This is a genomic window from Legionella birminghamensis (genome assembly GCF_900452515.1).
GTDB lineage: Bacteria > Pseudomonadota > Gammaproteobacteria > Legionellales > Legionellaceae > Legionella_C > Legionella_C birminghamensis.
The window spans coordinates 2,407,569-2,426,156 of record NZ_UGNW01000001.1; the positions used below are offsets into that span (position 1 = coordinate 2,407,569).

An 18,588-nucleotide genomic window follows, 5' to 3' on the forward strand; every position below is an offset into this window, starting at 1 on the left:
TCGTGTGGGCCCGCGGTCGCAGCCGCGGGGATTCGATAGCTTTTAATTCTCATGCACTGGTGTAGATTTACCTATGGCTTTGACCGCGGGGCCCACACCGGGTCCTGCACTGGCAGAAACTATCCTTTACTCGAACTTCTATGGGTTCCGCAGTCAAAGTCTGAGAGATCCTCCCAAAATTTAACCATCTTAACAGTGCCTACGTACCGCGCTTTATGCGCGGTAACCATAATAGAAGGTGGGATTGTAATACTTTTAATTCATCAGAAAACATTGCATGGATACCGCGCATAAAGCGCGGTACGTAGCGTTTTTCATATGACTCATCTATTTATCCTTATATTTTGGGTCAAAACCGCGGGAATAAGGCTTACTCTAAGCCGCGAGGCTTAGTTATTCCATATTTTTACTCTCAGGCAGTTTATGTAATTGCCTGTCTGGATAAATCTGCTTCACTCCTCGATAAAACGTTCCCTGTGCGCTAAAAGCTGCCATTAACACCCCTGCTTTACCATCTAAAATCCCCCGCTGTAATATCAGACAGCGGAAAAACATCCAGCTTGTGCTAATCAGTACGGACAAAAACGAAGGAGCCCTGCCCTGTTTTAATCGCACTCTGGCACTGTATGACGAATAGCGGTTGATTTTAGCCAGAGCATGAGTCACATCCAGAAATGAATGATGCATAATTGGGTTTTTAATCTTCCCTATGCTGCGATTTTGGGGGAGAAGAATTTTTTCATGAACGATATCATCACTATACTGGGCGCCTTCCCGCTTGAATAGGCGAACATGACGTTTGGGGCTTGCTGAGTAACGCAGCATTTTGCCATAAAAGTTCATACGGATAGGGACGCGATAGGCCTCTGCTTTAGCGGACTGTACAGCGGTTTCTATTTCTTCTTTTAATTCATCACTTACTGATTCATCTGCGTCAAGATTCAACACCCAGTCGCCAGAAGCCAGTGCCAGGGCGCGTTGTTTTTGAATACCATAACCCTGCCAATCATCGCTAATATAAACATGTTCAGTATACTCCTGGGCAATAGCAACAGTTCTATCGGTGCTGCCGGAGTCCAGAACAATTATTTCATCAGCCCAGTCAACGGACTCTAGACATCTTTTTATATTGGCTTCTTCATTTTTGGTAATAATAATAACACTAAGCATGCGATCGGCCAGAAAATTAACTTAGCAGTATTTTAGCGAGAATGCCCAGGCTTGTAACTATCAATAGTTATAAATGGATTAACATACTGCATATTTTGCCAGTATTAATTATTCATCATGACATTTACGAAAGTTTCTTACAATTTCATTCGTGGAGTTGTTAACGATGTGTCCGTGATAATCACCTGTTTTTCCTTGTACCTGAGTTAGCATCCAGATAAAAAGCTGTTCCAGATTGTCATCATTTTTGGATAAAACTTCCTGTGCTCCAACGTAAATTTTCGCCGTATAGATAAACATAACAATTCCCCGTCACTTAAATGAGCACTAGAAATATGAATGCACGCGATGTAAAACCTTTCGGCTACTACTCTTATGGGAATTGCTAAGCAGATCTTACATCCTGTTTACTAAGTATGGCACAGTTTTGAAAATGACAGATGACAGCAACGGCTTGTTTCCAGATTTATTTTCTTAGCTCTTTTCTGAGTGAGCAAAACAGCATAATATAGCAGATTGTTTTGAATACCAAAATCAATATTCAGGAATCGCATGAAAAGGATTTGGATTGTTGCTTTATTAGCATTTTTAAATTTTTCAACCGCACAGGCTTATGATGAGCCCTATGTGAATCTGGGATCTACCAGTTTTTTTGATGGAGGCCCTCCCGCAGGTCCCGGACTGTATTTTCAGGATTACTTCCAGTATTTCACTACTGATCAATTAAATGATAAAAATGGACGGCGATTACCCTTGCCAAAAACGGATGTCGACGTCACCCTCAATATTACTCAGTTGATTTATCTTTCCAAAATCAGGTTTCTTGGCGCGAGCCTGGGAATGTCTGCCCTGCTTCCCTGGGTTGTTAATACCAGCGTCGATGACGGATTAGGCAATACTGCCTTATACGGTCAGGTTGGCCAAGGCGATGTATTTATTGGTCCAGCGCTGCAATTTGATCCCATTATGCGCAAAGATGGCCAGGGACCATTGTATGTCCAGCGTTTAGATCTGGACATCATCTTACCTACTGGAGAATACAATCGGAACTATGCTATCAACCCAGGAAGCAATTTCTGGTCATTAAACCCCTATTGGGCAGGTACTTTATGGATCACGCCCAAGTTGTCCGGTTCTTTCCGTCTGCATTATTTATGGAATGCTAAGAATCATGATCCTAACGTTGCTTTTGGTCCCTTTGCCAGAACAACGCAGGCGGGACAGGCAGTATATGCCAACTTTGCAGGAAGTTACCAATTTACAGACAAGTTTTTTGCAGGGGTAAATGGCTATTGGTTTAACCAGTTTACAGATACCAAACTGAACGGAACTGACGTTCCAGGTCGACGGGAGAAGGTCTGGGCAATTGGCCCAGGTTTGTTGTATAACATTACAAAAAACCATTTCCTTTTTATTAATTATTATTCTGAGCAGGATGCCCGAAACAGAGCGCTAGCGAAAGTAGCTGTAGTGCGTTTAGCTATTCATTTCTAGTGCAGACGTTCGATTGAGATTTTCGAATTCCGGGGCGCAGGGATTCGAGCGCAGCAACCACAATCCGAATCTGGCTGCATTCGGCCATACGAATACCCGCGGCACCGACCCATAGCTATCTACACAAATGTTTTTCCCGCTCCGAATCCCCGCGGCTGCGACCGCGGGGCCCACACGAAGCCTGTCTAGAATATTGATTTTTGCTAATTTAGGATAAGTTTGAAAGACTTATTCCAAACTGCTTTTGCGATTTACGGCAACGTTGGATTCATCTGAAGAGCATGTTCGGCCACAAAACATGGGCCCCGTGGTCAAGCCACGGGGAGTCGAAGGAGTCGAAGCCACGGGGATTCGAGGGAGTCGAAGCCACGGGGATTCGAGGGAGTCGAAGCCGCGGGGATTCGAGGGAGTCGCAGCCGCAGGGATTCGAAGGAGCCTGCGCTGAGGCGATTCGGCTAACTCTAGAAAACCCCTTCGCGATAGTCATGGCTTTCGAAATGCAGTTTGCCTTCTTTTACCTTAAGGATGACATGACCGCCATTCGTTAATTTGCCGAAGAGCAGTTCATCAGCCAACGGTTTCTTGACGTTCTCCTGAATCAGGCGAGCCATTGGTCTTGCACCCATTGCCTTATCATAGCCATGTTCAACTAACCATTCTCTGGCCGCTTTATCGACTTTAAACGTTACACCCTTGGCGCTTAACTGCTCATCAAGCTCCATCAGGAACTTATCAACTACCAAGCCGATAGTCGCATTATCTAATGGCGCAAAGTTAATGATGGCATCCAGACGGTTTCTAAACTCCGGACTGAATTGACGCTTAATGGCATCAAGCCCATCAAAGCTATTGTCCTGCATGGCAAAACCAATAGAGCTGCGTGAGATTTCCATCGCGCCAGCATTGCTGGTCATAACCAAAATCACATGACGGAAATCAGCTTGCCGCCCATTCGTATCAGTCAGCGTTCCATGATCCATAATCTGCAGAAGTAAATTGAAAACATCGGGATGAGCCTTTTCAATTTCATCAAGCAGTAGGACAGCATGTGGATTTTTAGTTACCGCTTCGGTCAACAATCCGCCCTGATCATATCCGACATATCCAGGAGGTGCTCCAATTAAACGGGATACGGTATGTTTCTCCATGTATTCAGACATATCGAAGCGTAATAGCTCTATACCCAGCACATTGGCTAATTGACGGGTCACTTCGGTTTTACCTACACCAGTAGGTCCTGCAAACAGGAAACATCCAACCGGTTTCTGTGGTTCTCTTAAGCCGGAACGCGCCAGTTTAATTGCGGAAGCCAAGGCAGTTATCGCAATATCCTGTCCATAGACCAGTAACTTCAGATCGCGCTCAAGATTACGCAAGGTATCCTTGTCTCGAGCTGACACTTTTTTCACAGGGATTCTTGCGATTTTAGCAACCACATTCTCGATCTCGGTAACGCTGATAATTTTCCTGCGTTTATTGGCAGTAAGCAGATTTTGGTAAGCACCCGCTTCGTCTACTACGTCAATCGCCTTATCCGGCAGGAAACGGTCATTAATGTATTTTGCTGATAACTCAGCAGCCGCTTTTAAGGCAGGGATTGAGAATTTTACACCGTGATGCTCTTCCAACCGGCCTTTCAGGCCTTTAAGGATTTCAAACGTCTCATCAATACTGGGTTCTTTAATATCGATTTTCTGGAAGCGTCTTGCTAAAGCACGATCCTTTTCAAAAATGCCTCGATATTCCTGATAAGTAGTAGAGCCAATGCATTTAAGCTCGCCATTAGCCAGCAGCGGCTTGATCAGATTGGAAGCATCCATTACCCCGCCAGAAGCGGCTCCAGCACCAATAATCGTGTGAATTTCATCAATGAAAAGTACTGCGCCATCCTGCTGGCCCAACTGTTTTAGCACAGCTTTCAAACGCTTTTCAAAATCACCGCGGTATTTAGTTCCTGCCAACAAGGCTCCCAAATCCAGCGAGTAAACAATACAATTACTGATTGCCTCAGGAACTTCCCCGTCAACAATGCGCCTTGCCAATCCTTCGGCAATGGCTGTTTTACCTACACCGGCCTCGCCAACCAGCAGTGGATTGTTTTTACGACGGCGGCAAAGCACCTGAATTGTGCGTTGGATTTCTTCATGTCGTCCAATAAGCGGGTCGATTTTACCCAGTCTGGCTCGTTTGTTGAGATTCATGCAGTAGCTTTCTAAGGGAGACTCACTGCCTTCTCCTGACATTGACTCTTCATCCATTGAAGAATTCATACTGTCATTCATGTCGTTGTTTTGATATTTTGAAACACCATGAGATATGTAATTAATCACATCAAGACGCGTGATATTCTCCCGTCGGAGAAAATAAACCGCCTGGCTTTCCTGTTCGCTAAAAATAGCGGCCAGTACATTTGCGCCGGTCACTTCAGTTTTGCCAGCAGACTGAACATGAAAAACAGCTCGCTGCAACACCCGCTGAAACCCCAAAGTGGGCTGTGTTTCTCGGTCAACTTCATCTTCTGGAATTCTTGGAGTTGTCTCATCGATAAACTCAATTAGATCACGTCGCAATGAGTCAATGTTGGCGTCACATGCCTGCAGAACATTCCCTGCTGCTGGATTATCAAGCAATGATAGCAACAAATGCTCTACCGTCATAAATTCATGACGTTTCTCCTTTGCTTCCTTAAAAGCAAGATTTAAGGTGAATTCAAGTTCTTTGTTTAACATTGTCGTTGCTCCTCTTCACCCATCTGCACTCATTCCGGTTCCATGGTACATAACAGCGGATGTTCGTTGCTTCTGGCAAAATCATTAACTTGAGCAACTTTCGTCTCTGCTATATCCCGCGTAAAAACACCGCATACAGCCTTTCCAACTATATGCACTTGTAACATTATCTGTGTTGCAACCTCTTCACGGAAGTGAAAAAAACGCTTTAACACATCTACTACAAACTCCATCGGGGTGTAATCATCGTTCAGGAGAATAACCTTATACTTTTTGGGAAGCTTCAGCGCAGGGAGAACCTCAAGCTCCGTCACCTTCCGTTCAATTATTTCACCTGAAAATCGCTCACTCATCACGTACACCCTTTACTAATTTTATAGACTTACCGCGAGCATTTGGCCAGTAAAAAAGTGATTTAATTCATGAAAAAAATTAATTTTGTAGTTCTCATCAGCATCCTGCCTCTTAAAGATTCAAATTGATGTTCTAAGGGTAGCAGTAAACAGATTAATTTATTTCAAGCATTTGATAAAACCTGCATTCTTGAATTCATTTTGCAAAATATCCTGGCAAAAATCAAAGGCTCTTTGCAATTGTATTCGCAAACTGCAGGGTATCATAAATCTAGCCACTGCTACTGAGTCCCTATCCCGCGGGCCAGCCGCGGGACGTTGACAACGACAAGCTAAACGTCGACAAAGGCAGTGTGCATTAATTTATAATCATTATATTTACATATGGTTAATGATTTCCTTGGCAAAGCCTGAGCAGCTCACTTCAGTCGCACCAGTCATCAGGCGTGCGAAATCATAGGTGACTGTTTTGGCTTCAATTGCACCTTCCGTACCTTTGATAATAAGGTCTGCTGCTTCAGTCCAACCCAAATGCCTTAGCATCATCTCTGCTGACAGAATGAGAGAACCCGGATTAACTTTATCCTGCCCGGCATATTTGGGAGCCGTACCATGGGTCGCTTCGAAAACAGCGATTGCATCTGCCATATTTGCACCGGGAGCGATACCAATTCCCCCTACCTGAGCGGCCAATGCATCAGAAATATAATCACCATTCAGGTTTAATGTAACGATTACGCTGTACTCATCTGGTCGTAAAAGGATCTGTTGCAAAAAGGCATCTGCAATGACGTCTTTTACAATAATGTCCTTGCCAGTCTTGGGATTTTTGAAATGCAACCAGGGTCCGCCCTGATATTCAGTAGCCCCGAAACTCTCACGCGCAACCTGATAACCCCAGTCTTTGAAGGCACCCTCAGTAAACTTCATGATATTGCCTTTATGAACCAGAGTGACCGAGTCTCTATTGTTGTCAATGGCATATTGAATCGCTGCCTTGACCAGACGGGCTGTTCCCTGTTGGGATACTGGTTTAATACCGATTCCGCAATGATCAGGAAAACGGATTTTTTTAACACCCATATCTTCTTGCAGGAAGCGGATCACTTTTTTTGCTTCAACACTATCAGCTTGCCATTCAATACCTGCATAAATGTCTTCAGAGTTCTCCCTAAAGATTACCATGTCTGTTTTCCAGGGTTCTTTTAGAGGACTTGGAGTTCCCTGAAAATAGCGAACCGGACGCAGACAAGTATAAAGATCAAGCTCTTGCCGGATTGCCACATTCAGCGAGCGAATACCGCCGCCAACGGGAGTAGTCAAAGGGCCTTTAATACCAATAATAAATTCACTGATAGCCTGCAGGGTTTCTTTTGGAAGCCAGGTATCTCCGCCATAAACTTTAGTTGCCTTTTCACCGGCATAAACTTCCATCCAGGCAATTTTTCTTTTTCCGCTATAGGCTTTTTCAACAGCCGCATCAACAACCATACGCATTGCCGGGGTTACGTCCACGCCAATACCATCCCCTTCGATGAAAGGAATGATCGGATGATCGGGAACCTGTAATGATAGGTCGGAGGCAACAGTAATTGCCTGCCCATTTGCGGGTACTTTAATTTTTTCAAATGTCATCGACTGCTCCGTTAGATGAATCAGGAATTATACAAAAGCCATTTCCATGCTCACAAATAATACGTTCAATATTCCAATGCGCGCTATCATAGCATGCCAAAACTCTTTAACCCAAGTAAGAAGGAACCAAGTTCTGAAAAGAAATGAATAGTTACCAAAAATAAGGCATAATTATCTACTTTTGGCTTGTATAAGACCCCTTCATTTTGAAACAAATTATTCTATTCAATAAACCGTTTGGAGTTCTTTGTCAGTTTACTGGCGAAGAGCAGGATAAAACCCTGGCTGATTATATTTCCATACCGGGCGTTTATGCTGCAGGAAGGCTCGATAAAAATAGTGAAGGCCTGTTACTGCTGACAGGCGACGGCAGGCTCCAGCATTCATTAACCCACCCCGGCAAACGCAAGCAGAAATATTACTGGGTACAGGTAGAGGGCATTCCCAGCGATAATGAACTGGATAAACTGCGCAAGGGTCTGGTTTTAGGAAAAGACGCCTTTCTTCCAGCCCAGGCAAAAATAATTGATGAGCCTGCATCTCTCTGGCCTAGAAATCCCCCTATTCGTTTCCGCCAGTCAATCCCCACCTCATGGTTGGAAATTATCTTGTGCGAAGGGAAAAACCACCAGGTTAGGCGGATGACAGCTGCGATAGGCTTCCCCACTCTGCGCCTCATACGCCATCGTATTGCAGAATGGAAATTGGGCAGTTTGCAACCTGGCGAATATCAGATCATCGACATCAGAAAGTAGCCTTGGCACATAAAAAGCTAGCCTGTCAACAGTTGCAGAGCCTTCTACAAAGAGCGGGGCCGTATTTTGGTTAACAAGGTATCCTCAGTTAGCAGTCTAATCCAGGGCCAAAGCAAGATACTAATTACTGAACTGCCGATCACATCAAATAAGCTGGCATAGCCTCCAAGAATAATATCAATACCAAAGATACATAATTGATAAACGAGCGTCGCAATGCCGATTAAAGCCATTTGCTGGCCAATTGAAAACAGGCAAAAGCGGCGTGACTTGCTACTGGCAATCCAGGTAACAATCGATAAGGCAAATGTATGTTCGCCAATAATAGTCGAAAGCAAACTATCAAGCACAAGTCCCATAAGAATTAGCACCACCAGACTAAATCTGTCGGGTAAATAAAACTGGATATAGAGCATTAATAATAATACCCATGGCGGTCTGATCCCCACGATGAGCTCGGGTAAGGGTAGAATAGTTAATGCCAAAGCCAATAAAAAGGCAACGAGTAATCGAATATTCAATGAACTCATGAGCCGGCTCCTGCAGCTTTAATTCGCTCATTAATCTGACGGGTTAGCTCGGCCTGTTCCTTGTCTGGCCAGATCAGTAATACTAAACGATTGCGATTTAACAAAGCGACGGGGCTGACATTGACTTTGATAAAAGCATCTCCCGGTATACTTTGCACCGACTCCACCCGTCCTACCGGATAACCCTCAGGATAAAGGCGCCCTAGCCCGGAGGTTACCAATAAATCACCTTTGGTTATGTTGGAGGTTCTTGGTAAATTGATTAATGACAATTGCCCCAGATTGTTGCTGCCGACCAATATAGCCCGCTCGCCAGTTCGGGTGTTTCTTACCGGGACAGCACTCTTGGAGTCTGAAATCAGTAATACCGTACTGGTCATATAACCTACATCAATGATTTGGCCCATAACCCCTTTTGCATCGAGAACCGGCTGCCCCACATAAGCGCCATCGCGCTTACCCTTGTTAAGGACAACGAACTGGCGCGCCGTGGTGGTGTCCACCGCCAGAATTTGGGCAGCCATTGCCCGCATCTGCGCTTTCGAGGACGTCAACAGGAGCTCACGCAATTGAGAGTTCTCCTCTTTGATAGCCATTAATTTTTGTAGTTCCGCCTCAAGAAGTGTCTGCTGATAGCGAAGCTGTATATTTTCGTCAATTAGCGCGGTTTTGGAACCAACCAGTGATTGGATCCAGCCGATAATTCGCACCGGGTAATCGACGGCATACTGTAAAGGAGAAACAAGGAAGGAGAAACCATTACGCACTGAGCCCAGATAGTTGTAATGGTAGTCGGAAAACATCAAACCAATAGACAAAGCGACAGCAAACACAAAACCGGAAGTATTGTGTCTGCCCTTTGTAAATAATCTGCTTTTGGAGTTATTCGGTTGAGAGGAAATCACCGCCACGCAAGTCCATGGTTTCTAATGCCTTACCGCCACCGCGTGCTACGCAAGTTAATGGATCTTCTGCAACAAGAACCGGAAGTCCGGTTTCTTCCATAAGCAGAGTATCCATATTTTTCAAAAGCGCACCGCCACCTGTTAATACCATACCACGCTCAGCAATATCCGCCGCCAATTCAGGGGGCGCAAGCTCAAGTGCAGCACGTACTGCTCCAACAATTCCAGAAAGCGGCTCCTGCAAGGCTTCCAGAATTTCAGCACTGGTTAATGTAAAGCTTCGCGGCACGCCCTCAGCCAGATTCCTTCCGCGTACTTCAATTTCAAACAGGTCGCGGCTGGGAAAGGCAGAACCAATTTCATGCTTGATGCGTTCAGCAGTTGTTTCGCCGATAAGCGTTCCATAATTCCTGCGGACATAGGAAACAATAGCATCATCAAACTTGTCTCCGCCAATGCGAACTGATTGATGATAGACAATACCGCTAAGCGAAATAATGGCGACTTCGGTTGTACCGCCGCCGATATCAACAACCATTGAACCACTGGCCTCTTCAACCGGCATCCCTGATCCCAATGCAGCAGCCATTGGCTCTTCAATCAGAAACACTTCGCGAGCGCCAGCGCCCATTGCTGACTCACGGATGGCCCTTCGCTCTACCTGGGTGGAGCCACAGGGAACGCATACCAGAACACGGGGGCTTGGTCGTAAGAATCTGTTTTCATGAACTTTATGGATAAAATGCTGCAACATCTTTTCAGTAACAAAGAAATCGGCAATTACACCGTCTTTCATGGGCCTGATCGCATTTATATTTCCAGGAGTACGGCCTAGCATCCGCTTGGCTTCAAGCCCTACAGCCGCAACTCGCTTCTGCCCTGACTCATTTCTGAGGGCAACAACAGAGGGTTCATTTAAAACGATCCCTTTGTCCCTGACATAAATCAATGTGTTGGCGGTTCCCAAATCGATCGATAAATCATTGGAAAAAACGCCCCTGAGTTTCCTGAACATGTGCAACATTACCTCGTTCTTTTTTTGGCCTGTACTTTACCTTATATTTGGATAAAAATCGACAGATCTTTGTGAAGATATTTGTTTAAAGGAAATGCATGCTGGTAAAGATGGGTCGCTGGCAAAACTCCCCTCGTATTTTCGTCTTTGCGAACAAAGTGAAGCAATTCCAGTCTCGGTACCCAATTCTAACCTGTTAGTGATTGCTTCGCTTCGTTCGCAGAGAGGTCAAGCTATTCCACTATCAATTTATTTTTTAATTCCTGTAGATGCGAATTTACAAATGTTTTCCCGATACCCGGAACAGAGGCCAAATCTTCAACCCTTTTAAAATCCCCATGTTCACCGCGATATTTCACGATGGCCTCAGCCCGTTTCTTGCCAATCCCTTTGATGGATTTAGATAAGACTTTTACATCAGCGCGATTAAGGTTAACTGCCTGAGCCTGTTTTTCTGTGGGGGTCATTGGAACTTGAGACGCATGAAGCGGAAGATTAAACATAACAAAAGATAACAATAAACAAACGAATTTGTTTTTCATAATTTTCTCCATATTGATTGGACTAATAGCCTTTCCAGACTACTTTTTATTGACCGTTCCATTATTACGATAATTAGAACGGCCACTAGTATCTCAGTTATTTATTTTGCTGTCGAGGCTAAAATGCCTAAAATGTTTTTCGAGGACAAAGGATACGCAAGCCGTTAATTTCTCTACCATTTCCAAGTGGAGAAATTCATTGGGGCCATGCGCATTGGACTGCGGCCCCAGCACCCCTGTTATCATGAATTGCGCCTGTGGGAATTTCTTACCCAACATTCCCATAAAGGGAATAGTTCCTCCCTCGCCCATATAGATTGCCGGTTTTTGATAAAAGGCCATTGACGCCTCATTCACAGCGTTTGAAAACCACTCCGTTAGCATAGGAGCATGCCAACCCTCAGCACCGTCGGCAATGTGAAAATCAACCTTCGCCTGATAGGGAGGGTTATCTGTCAAAGCGGCCTTCAACGTTTGCGCTGCTTGTTGAGGATTTACCAGCGGGGGTATGCGCATAGAGACTTTTAAAACAGTTTTCGGCCTGAGCACGTTACCGGCGTTAGCAAGACCTGGTAATCCCTCTGCACCAGTGATGGTCATCGCGGGGCGCCAGGTGCGGTTTAAAATCAACTGTGTTTTGTCCATACTGACCGGTAAAACCTTTTCCTGAAAAGGGAAAGCATTATAAACCGCTTCCTGAAGCACGCCGGCACAGGCTTCAGCCTGCTTCACCCGTTCTTGCGGAATTTCACAGTAAAGATCTTTCAGCTTGATTTGGCCATTGCTTTCATCCTCGACCCTGCTTAGTAATTGCCGGGCAATACGGAAGCTATCAGCTACGATACCACTGGCGCTGCCAGAATGGACCCCTTCTTTCAGGACTTCCACGGATAGTTCGCCAACAATGTTACCGCGCAATGAAGTGGTCATCCATAGCTGTTCATAATTTCCCGCGCCGGAGTCAAGACAAATCACCAGCGAGGGTTTTCCGATTCGTTCTTCCAACGCCTGGATGTAATAAGGCAAATCATAACTGCCACTTTCCTCGCAGGCCTCAATTAAAATAACGCAGCGGGCATGCGGGATAGCTTGCTCCTGCAAGGCATTTATCGCCATTAAGGAAGCATAGGCAGAATACCCATCGTCAGCTCCACCTCGCCCATACAACTTGCCCTCTTTAAGCACTGGCAACCAGGGGCCTAAACCTTCTTTCCAGCCTGTCATTTCCGGTTGTTTATCCAGATGCCCATACAGCAGCACGGTTTCATCGCCCTGCCCGGGAACCTCCATAAAAATAAGCGGTGTTCGGCCTGTTAGGCGTATCACCTCCAATCTCATATCGCGGGGTGCGTTCAGATTGCACCAATCGGCAATATGGCTGACTGCCTGATCCATGTAACCATGCGCTTCCCAATCGGGATCAAAATGCGGTGATTTATTAGGGATTTTTATGTATTCCATCAAGCTTGGCAAAATGTTCTTCTGCCATTGATTCCCTATAAACTCATACAGCTTTTGGTGATTCAACACGTAATAACTCCTTAATCAGTGCCAATACTTTCTCCGTAGCAGACTCAATCCCCAAAAGCCTGATATTATCAAGAATATGCTCGCGCCCCTCCTTGACCTCTTCGATGGCCTTAAGCAAATCCGTTTCATCAAAAAGATCATCATCAAGAACAACACTGATGTTCTGCTGTTTGAAATAGCGAGCATTTTGAATCTGATCTCCCCGGCTTACTCTGGCGGAGAGGGGAATTAGAATATGTGGCTTTTGCAAAGCAAGGATTTCATAAATTGAATTAGCCCCTGCCCTGGAAATGATTAAATCGCTGGCCGCAAATAAATGAGGTAATTCTTCATCCGCATATTCCAGTTGATGGTAGGAAGAATTATTCAGACTCAAATCCAACTTGCCTTTTCCGCATAAATGAATCACCTGGAATTCCCTGGTCAGTGCGGGTAATGATTTGCGGATAACATCATTCAATTTGGCAGCCCCAAGACTTCCCCCCATCACCAGAAGACATGGCTTTTCAATATTAAAACCGCAAAGAGCCAAGCCTTTCTGTTTATCACCTCGAAAAAGCGCTGAGCGAATGGGCGTTCCTGTCACTTCAACTTTCTCTTTCTGTTTAAAATGCTTACTGGCTGTATCAAAATTCACAGCAATTTTATTAACGAAGGGAAAGCTTAACCGGTTCGCAAGCCCAGGCGTTAGATCCGATTCATGCGCAATAACAGGGATCCCGCGCAGCCAGGCCGCAAAAACAACCGGAAATGCTACAAATCCCCCTTTTGAAAATACCACCTCTGTTTGCAGGCGTTTAAGCAGGCAAAAGGACTGAACAATGCCCTTTAAAATCAGGAAAGGGTCTAGAAAATTCTGCCAGCTAAAATAGCGGCGTAGTTTTCCTGAACTTATGGCATGAAAAGGAACATTGACTGCCTTAATCATTTTTTCTTCAACGCCATTTTTTGAACCAATATAATCAATTTGCCAGTTCTCTTCCTTAAGCACTTCGATTAGGGCAAGATTCGGGGTCACGTGCCCCGCCGTTCCTCCCCCAGTTAAAACAATGCGTTGGCTCATTGAATTTCCTTGATTAATAAGCTGAGATCGATGGCTTCCACACATTTGGTTAGGCCACCAACGGAGATATAATCCACCCCGGTCTGAGCAATTGCCTTGATAGTATTCAGATTAACGCCCCCGGAGGCTTCCAACTCACAGCCATAGGCCTGGTTAAGTTGTACGGCTTCAGCCAGTAATTCCGTGCTGAAATTATCAAGCAAAATTCGATCGGGCTTTGCCTCAAGGGCCTCTTTTAACTCAACAAGATTTTCAACTTCTACTTCTACCAGAAGTTTAGGATGAATTAACCGCGCCTTTTGAATCGCCCCGGTAATTGAACCGCAGGCTTTGATATGATTTTCTTTAATTAAAAAGGCATCATACAGTCCCAGCCTGTGATTGACCCCGCCGGCGCAGGCAACGGCATATTTTTGCGCCAATCTTAAGCCGGGTAAGGTTTTTCTGGTATCCAGTAATCGAGTATGTGTATTTTCCAGGGCTTTTAAATAATGCCAGGTTTTGGTTGCTGTCCCAGAAAGTGTTTGTAAAAAATTCAATGCCGTCCGCTCAGCTGACAAGATTTCGCGCGCCGGCCCTTCAATCTGGCAAAGCAAAGCCGGCTCTGCCAGCCATTGCCCCTCAGTGACTTTCCACTCCAGCTCGATTGAGCGGCTTAAGCTTGCGAATACCGTTTCGACCCAGGGCTGGCCGCAAACCAGCATCGCTTCCCGGCTGATTATTTCCGCACGTACTTTGAGATTATCGGGTAGCAATTGTGCACTGACATCCCCCGTTCCCAGATCTTCTGCCAATGCCCTGCTCACATCAGCTTCTATTAACTCAGGAGTTAGCTTCATTTTTTCTCCGGTCATAAGCAGCATAACGAGATTTTAACAGCGGAGGCGCTAAAAAAGTCGTTACAATTATCATTAAGACAATCGCTAAAAATAATTGATCGGATATTACCCCCAGCGTTCGCCCAATGGAGGCAAACACAAGCCCCACTTCGCCGCGCGGCAACATACCAATACCAATCAGCAGTCGATCATCGCCCCGATTTCCCCCAAAACCGCTAAGCAGCTTTCCTATTACCGCAGCTGCAATCAAACCCGCCGAGGTCATTAATACATGCCAATCGAGGAAAGTCTCCAATTTCACCTGGATGCCGATTAATATAAAAAACAAGGGGGCTAATATGAACTCCAGGGGGAAGATTAATTGCCTGATGTTATAAGGTTGAACTCCTGCAGAATGTGATTTCGATTCAAAATAACCATCATGGATAATCAGACCCGCTGCAAATGCCCCAATTATGGAGGACAGTCCAACAAATGTAGCCAGCCAGGCCAGCGCCATTACAAATATGAAAGCAACGAAAAGTTTGGCTTCCCAAAGCTCAAGAAAGTCTAAGGTTTTGACCGATTTTTTTAATATCCAGGGACCGATGGTCAGTGTGGCTGTAAAAAATAGAAAGGCTGAAACAATGACCCGCATTATCGATACAAAATCAATACTGTCATTAATGACAATACTGCTGACAATAGAGAGTATCATCAAGCCCAGGACATCATCGATCATGGCTGCTCCGAGGATTGTATGGGCTTCTCGGGTTTTCAATTTTTTTAATTCAGAAAGCACCCGCGCGGTGATGCCTATACTGGTGGCGGATAAAGTCGCTGCCACGAATAAATCGGATTGGTAGGAGGCCATTGGTAAGAGCCAGTGAGCAATAGCAAATCCCAGAACGATCGGCGCAATTACCCCGATAACGGCGACTTTAATTGCTTCACGGCCTGTATGCTTTAACTCCTGAAAGGAGCTTTCCAATCCAACCATGAATAATAAAAAAATGACCCCATAGCGTGAGAAAATATCAAGAATATAGCCCACTTTTAAATAGTCAATCCCTTTGGGGCTTGCAAGTGCAGCCATCAGTTGCTGGGCATAGACAGGATCAGAGATATTGTTCTGGACTGCCTGCTGAAGCGTAACATTCCCCAGCATATCCCTCATAATGTTAAAAATTGCCGACCCTTCGCGTAACACCACAATGAGATCGGAACCAAAATAGTAGCAAATATTCCCCAGCAGAACCCCAATTAAAAGCTCGCCCAGAACGCCTGGCTGGCGAAGCGCTCTGGCAATGCAGCGACCGATAATGGAGAGTGTAAAAATTAAAGTGACCCAAAAAATAATACTGGCCACTGGATCATGCTCCTGTTCCTGCACATTCTGTGCAAAAACAGGCAAAGGCAGCAATACTAAAAGCATAAGAAGGCAGTGCTTTGCTGATGACCAGAGCTTCTTCAGCAAAGAAAAAGCCATGGCTGACAGCAATTTACTCACTCCCATAAACCTCATGATGAGCGTTTGGCAAGAAACAGACAGGTATCCAGAACAGAATCGGGGTTTAAGGAGACACTGTCAATTCCCTCTGCCATTAACCACTCCGCAAAGTCTTTATGATCAGATGGCCCTTGTCCACAAATCCCTACGTACTTCCCGGCTTTTTTGCAGGTTGAAATAGCCATGTGCAGCAAGGCTTTAATCGCCGCATTCCGCTCGTCAAACTGCGCAGCGACCAGGCCGGAATCACGATCCAGCCCTAGTGTTAATTGAGTCAAGTCATTTGAGCCAATTGAAAATCCATCAAAATATTCCAAAAACTCGTTGGCCAGCAAGGCATTGGATGGCAGCTCGCACATCATAATAATGCGAAGCCCATGCTTACCGCGCTCAAGCCCCTGCTGCTTTAATACTTCAATAACATCATGCGCTTCCTGGACAGTCCTTACAAAAGGTATCATCACTTCCACATTGGTAAAGCCCATCACTTCCCGCACTCGTTTTACCGCCTCACATTCCAGGGCAAAGCAATCTGCAAATGCAGGGGAAACATAACGGGAGGCACCGCGGAAACCAAGCATGGGATTTTCTTCATGCGGTTCGAACAAGTCACCGCCAATTAAATTGGCATATTCATTGGATTTGAAATCGGATAAGCGAACAATAACCGGTTTGGGATAAAAAGCCGCCGCAATTGTAGCAATCCCTTCCTTAAGCCGCTCAATATAAAATTCAACCGGTGACTCATAGGCTGCTGTTTTTCTACTAATGTGTTCCTTCAGATTTTCGTCCTGCAACTGATCAAATTGCAAAAGCGCTTTCGGATGCACGCCGATTGAATTGGAGATCAAAAATTCAAGACGGGCCAGACCTACTCCCGAATTGGGGATGGATTGAAACGCAAATGCCCGTTCGGGATTGCCAACATTCAACATAATTTTCATCGGCAGCTCAGGCATGGACTCTACATCAAGGGTCGCATATTCGAAGGGCAAAATGCCTTTATACACATAACCGTTGTCCCCTTCCGCGCAGCTGACAGTAATTTCTTCACCGTCACGAATCGTTTTGGTGGCATCGCCGCAACCAACGACAGCCGGAATCCCCAGCTCGCGGGCGATAATGGCGGCATGGCAAGTACGTCCCCCGCGATTGGTCACAATAGCAGCAGCACGTTTCATGATCGGCTCCCAGTCCGGATCAGTCATGTCTGAAACCAGCACATCCCCGGGCTTCATTTTATCCATCTCATTAATATCATGGATAATTCTGGCGCGGCCCTGGCCAATTTTCTGTCCTATACTGCGCCCTTCGCTCAGCACCTCGCTTTTTTTCGTGAGCTGATAACGCTCTCTTTTCTGCTGCTGATCACGGCTTCTTACCGTTTCAGGTCGCGCTTGCAGAATATAGAGTTGACCATTCACCCCGTCCTTCGCCCATTCAATATCCATAGGCCGGCCATAATGCTCTTCAATAATAACTGCATACCTGGCTAATTCTTCAACCTCTGCTGGCGTTAATGAAAAGCGCAGGCGCTCGGATTCGGGAACATTTATGGTTTCCACGGTTTTATCTGCATCATTATTTTGCGCATAAATCATCTTGAGCGCTTTACTTCCCAGTGTTTTGCGAATGACAGCAGGACGGCCTGCTTTTAAAGCGGGCTTGTGAACATAAAACTCATCAGGGTTAACAGCCCCTTGAACCACCATCTCCCCGAGCCCAAAAGAGGAAGTAACAAATACCACCTGATCAAAACCTGATTCAGTATCAATCGTAAATATGACCCCGCTCACTGCCAGATCACTGCGAATCATTTGCTGAATACCTACAGATAAGGCAACTTCGTTATGTGCAAACCCGTGATGAACGCGATAGGCAATTGCCCGGTCGTTGTACAAGGAAGCAAATACGAGCTTAATCGATTGCAGGATTGCATCAATTCCTTTCACATTCAGAAAAGTTTCCTGCTGGCCGGCGAACGAGGCATCTGGAAGATCTTCGGCAGTCGCAGAGGAGCGTACCGCGACACTGAAATCATTATGCCCAATTTCTTTAATCAGGGCATTGTAGGAATCAGTGACTGCCTCAATAAACTGAGGGGTGAAGGGCGTTTTGACAATTAATTCACGGATTGCCTTGCCCGTAGAAACCAGATCATTAATATTCTCGGTATTAAGTGTAAGCAGCATCTGATGGATTCGCTCATCCAGTTTATCCTGCTGCAAAAACTCCCGGAACGCCGTTGCGGTAGTAGCAAACCCGGTAGGTACGTGAACACCGGCAGAAGATAAGTGGCTAATCATTTCTCCAAGGGATGCATTTTTTCCGCCCACCTGCTCCAGACTGTGCATACCTAACTGCGTAAAATTAATCGTGTGCTGCCCTAATGCCATAACGCCACCTTTTGCTAATCCTTAAAATATCGGTCATTCTACTCAAAATGCTCATTAATGGAAATGTTTGCGGGTAAACTTGCCGGAACAAACGCAACTTTTTACTGGTCTGAGGGCGAAGTAAACCAAAAATAAAGCGCATA

The 18,588-nt window shown here is 45.4% G+C and carries 15 protein-coding genes; 2 read left to right on the plus strand and 13 right to left on the minus strand.

All coding sequences use genetic code 11. The annotated features are described in order from the left end of the window. Positions 1-393: 393 nt before the first annotated feature. Positions 394-1,170 carry a glycosyltransferase family 2 protein gene (locus DYH42_RS10200; RefSeq protein WP_058522286.1) on the minus strand — a complete coding sequence of 259 codons (777 nt, stop codon included), beginning with the start codon at positions 1,168-1,170 and terminating at the stop codon, positions 394-396. Positions 1,171-1,722: 552 nt separating this feature from the next. Here DYH42_RS10200 and DYH42_RS10210 point away from each other — a divergent pair. After that, positions 1,723-2,664 (plus strand): SphA family protein, encoded by a 942-nt coding sequence (locus tag DYH42_RS10210; protein ID WP_058522284.1) that lies wholly within the window; start codon positions 1,723-1,725, stop codon positions 2,662-2,664. Between the two features lie 461 nt (positions 2,665-3,125). On the opposite strand, the gene clpA is transcribed toward DYH42_RS10210, so the two are convergent. From clpA to icd, 3 genes are all read right to left on the minus strand, one after another. Continuing rightward, positions 3,126-5,393: an ATP-dependent Clp protease ATP-binding subunit ClpA gene (gene clpA, locus DYH42_RS10215; protein ID WP_058522283.1), complete on the minus strand. Its 2,268-nt coding sequence runs from the start codon at positions 5,391-5,393 to the stop codon at positions 3,126-3,128. A gap of 29 nt (positions 5,394-5,422) precedes the next feature. Next, positions 5,423-5,746, minus strand: a complete 324-nt coding sequence (clpS, locus tag DYH42_RS10220) for an ATP-dependent Clp protease adapter ClpS (protein ID WP_058522282.1) — start codon at positions 5,744-5,746, stop codon at positions 5,423-5,425. A 378-nt stretch (positions 5,747-6,124) separates the two neighbouring features. Continuing rightward, positions 6,125-7,381, minus strand: a complete 1,257-nt coding sequence (gene icd / locus DYH42_RS10225) for an NADP-dependent isocitrate dehydrogenase (RefSeq protein ID WP_058522281.1) — start codon at positions 7,379-7,381, stop codon at positions 6,125-6,127. 206 nt (positions 7,382-7,587) lie between these two features. Between icd and DYH42_RS10230 the strand changes: the two genes are divergently transcribed. Next, positions 7,588-8,136, plus strand: coding sequence for a pseudouridine synthase (locus DYH42_RS10230; protein ID WP_058522280.1), 549 nt, complete (start codon positions 7,588-7,590; stop codon positions 8,134-8,136). Between the two features lie 44 nt (positions 8,137-8,180). Here the strand turns inward: DYH42_RS10230 and mreD are convergent, their stop codons facing one another. From mreD to ppsA, 9 genes are all read right to left on the minus strand, one after another. Beyond that, positions 8,181-8,666, minus strand: a complete 486-nt coding sequence (gene mreD, locus DYH42_RS10235) for a rod shape-determining protein MreD (protein WP_058522279.1) — start codon at positions 8,664-8,666, stop codon at positions 8,181-8,183. Next, positions 8,663-9,571, minus strand: a complete 909-nt coding sequence (mreC, locus tag DYH42_RS10240) for a rod shape-determining protein MreC (RefSeq protein WP_058522278.1) — start codon at positions 9,569-9,571, stop codon at positions 8,663-8,665. The genes mreD and mreC overlap by 4 nt, the downstream gene beginning before the upstream one ends. Next, the gene (locus DYH42_RS10245) at positions 9,549-10,586 is read right to left on the minus strand and encodes a rod shape-determining protein (RefSeq protein ID WP_025385468.1); all 1,038 of its coding nucleotides are present in this window, start codon (positions 10,584-10,586) and stop codon (positions 9,549-9,551) included. The genes mreC and DYH42_RS10245 overlap by 23 nt, the downstream gene beginning before the upstream one ends. A 233-nt stretch (positions 10,587-10,819) precedes the next feature. Next, positions 10,820-11,128, minus strand: coding sequence for a ComEA family DNA-binding protein (locus tag DYH42_RS10250; RefSeq protein WP_065232775.1), 309 nt, complete (start codon positions 11,126-11,128; stop codon positions 10,820-10,822). Positions 11,129-11,221: 93 nt separating this feature from the next. Beyond that, the gene (locus DYH42_RS10255; protein WP_058522277.1) at positions 11,222-12,658 is read right to left on the minus strand and encodes a M20 family metallopeptidase; all 1,437 of its coding nucleotides are present in this window, start codon (positions 12,656-12,658) and stop codon (positions 11,222-11,224) included. Then, entirely contained in the window at positions 12,633-13,721 is a 1,089-nt protein-coding gene (locus DYH42_RS10260; RefSeq protein ID WP_058522276.1) for an undecaprenyldiphospho-muramoylpentapeptide beta-N-acetylglucosaminyltransferase, read from the minus strand. Before DYH42_RS10260 ends, DYH42_RS10255 begins: the two co-directional genes overlap by 26 nt. Further along, the gene (gene nadC / locus DYH42_RS10265) at positions 13,718-14,560 is read right to left on the minus strand and encodes a carboxylating nicotinate-nucleotide diphosphorylase (protein WP_058522275.1); all 843 of its coding nucleotides are present in this window, start codon (positions 14,558-14,560) and stop codon (positions 13,718-13,720) included. The genes DYH42_RS10260 and nadC overlap by 4 nt, the downstream gene beginning before the upstream one ends. Beyond that, complete coding sequence (locus DYH42_RS10270) at positions 14,544-16,049, minus strand: cation:proton antiporter (protein WP_237758941.1); 1,506 nt, start codon at positions 16,047-16,049, stop codon at positions 14,544-14,546. Before DYH42_RS10270 ends, nadC begins: the two co-directional genes overlap by 17 nt. Before the next feature lie 11 nt (positions 16,050-16,060). Then, complete coding sequence (gene ppsA / locus DYH42_RS10275) at positions 16,061-18,445, minus strand: phosphoenolpyruvate synthase (RefSeq protein ID WP_058522274.1); 2,385 nt, start codon at positions 18,443-18,445, stop codon at positions 16,061-16,063. Positions 18,446-18,588: the final 143 nt, after the last annotated feature.

Bases quoted from the DNA above. Each gene is read 5' to 3' on its own strand.
- mreD (WP_058522279.1), bottom strand. From the start codon at position 8,666: ATGAGTTCATTGAATATTCGATTACTCGTTGCCTTTTTATTGGCTTTG.
- DYH42_RS10260 (WP_058522276.1), bottom strand. From the start codon at position 13,721: ATGAGCCAACGCATTGTTTTAACTGGGGGAGGAACGGCGGGGCACGTG.
- DYH42_RS10200 (WP_058522286.1), bottom strand. From the start codon at position 1,170: ATGCTTAGTGTTATTATTATTACCAAAAATGAAGAAGCCAATATAAAA.
- clpA (WP_058522283.1), bottom strand. From the start codon at position 5,393: ATGTTAAACAAAGAACTTGAATTCACCTTAAATCTTGCTTTTAAGGAA.
- DYH42_RS10210 (WP_058522284.1), top strand. From the start codon at position 1,723: ATGAAAAGGATTTGGATTGTTGCTTTATTAGCATTTTTAAATTTTTCA.
- DYH42_RS10250 (WP_065232775.1), bottom strand. From the start codon at position 11,128: ATGAAAAACAAATTCGTTTGTTTATTGTTATCTTTTGTTATGTTTAAT.
- nadC (WP_058522275.1), bottom strand. From the start codon at position 14,560: ATGAAGCTAACTCCTGAGTTAATAGAAGCTGATGTGAGCAGGGCATTG.
- icd (WP_058522281.1), bottom strand. From the start codon at position 7,381: ATGACATTTGAAAAAATTAAAGTACCCGCAAATGGGCAGGCAATTACT.
- ppsA (WP_058522274.1), bottom strand. From the start codon at position 18,445: ATGGCATTAGGGCAGCACACGATTAATTTTACGCAGTTAGGTATGCAC.
- clpS (WP_058522282.1), bottom strand. From the start codon at position 5,746: ATGAGTGAGCGATTTTCAGGTGAAATAATTGAACGGAAGGTGACGGAG.
- DYH42_RS10245 (WP_025385468.1), bottom strand. From the start codon at position 10,586: ATGTTCAGGAAACTCAGGGGCGTTTTTTCCAATGATTTATCGATCGAT.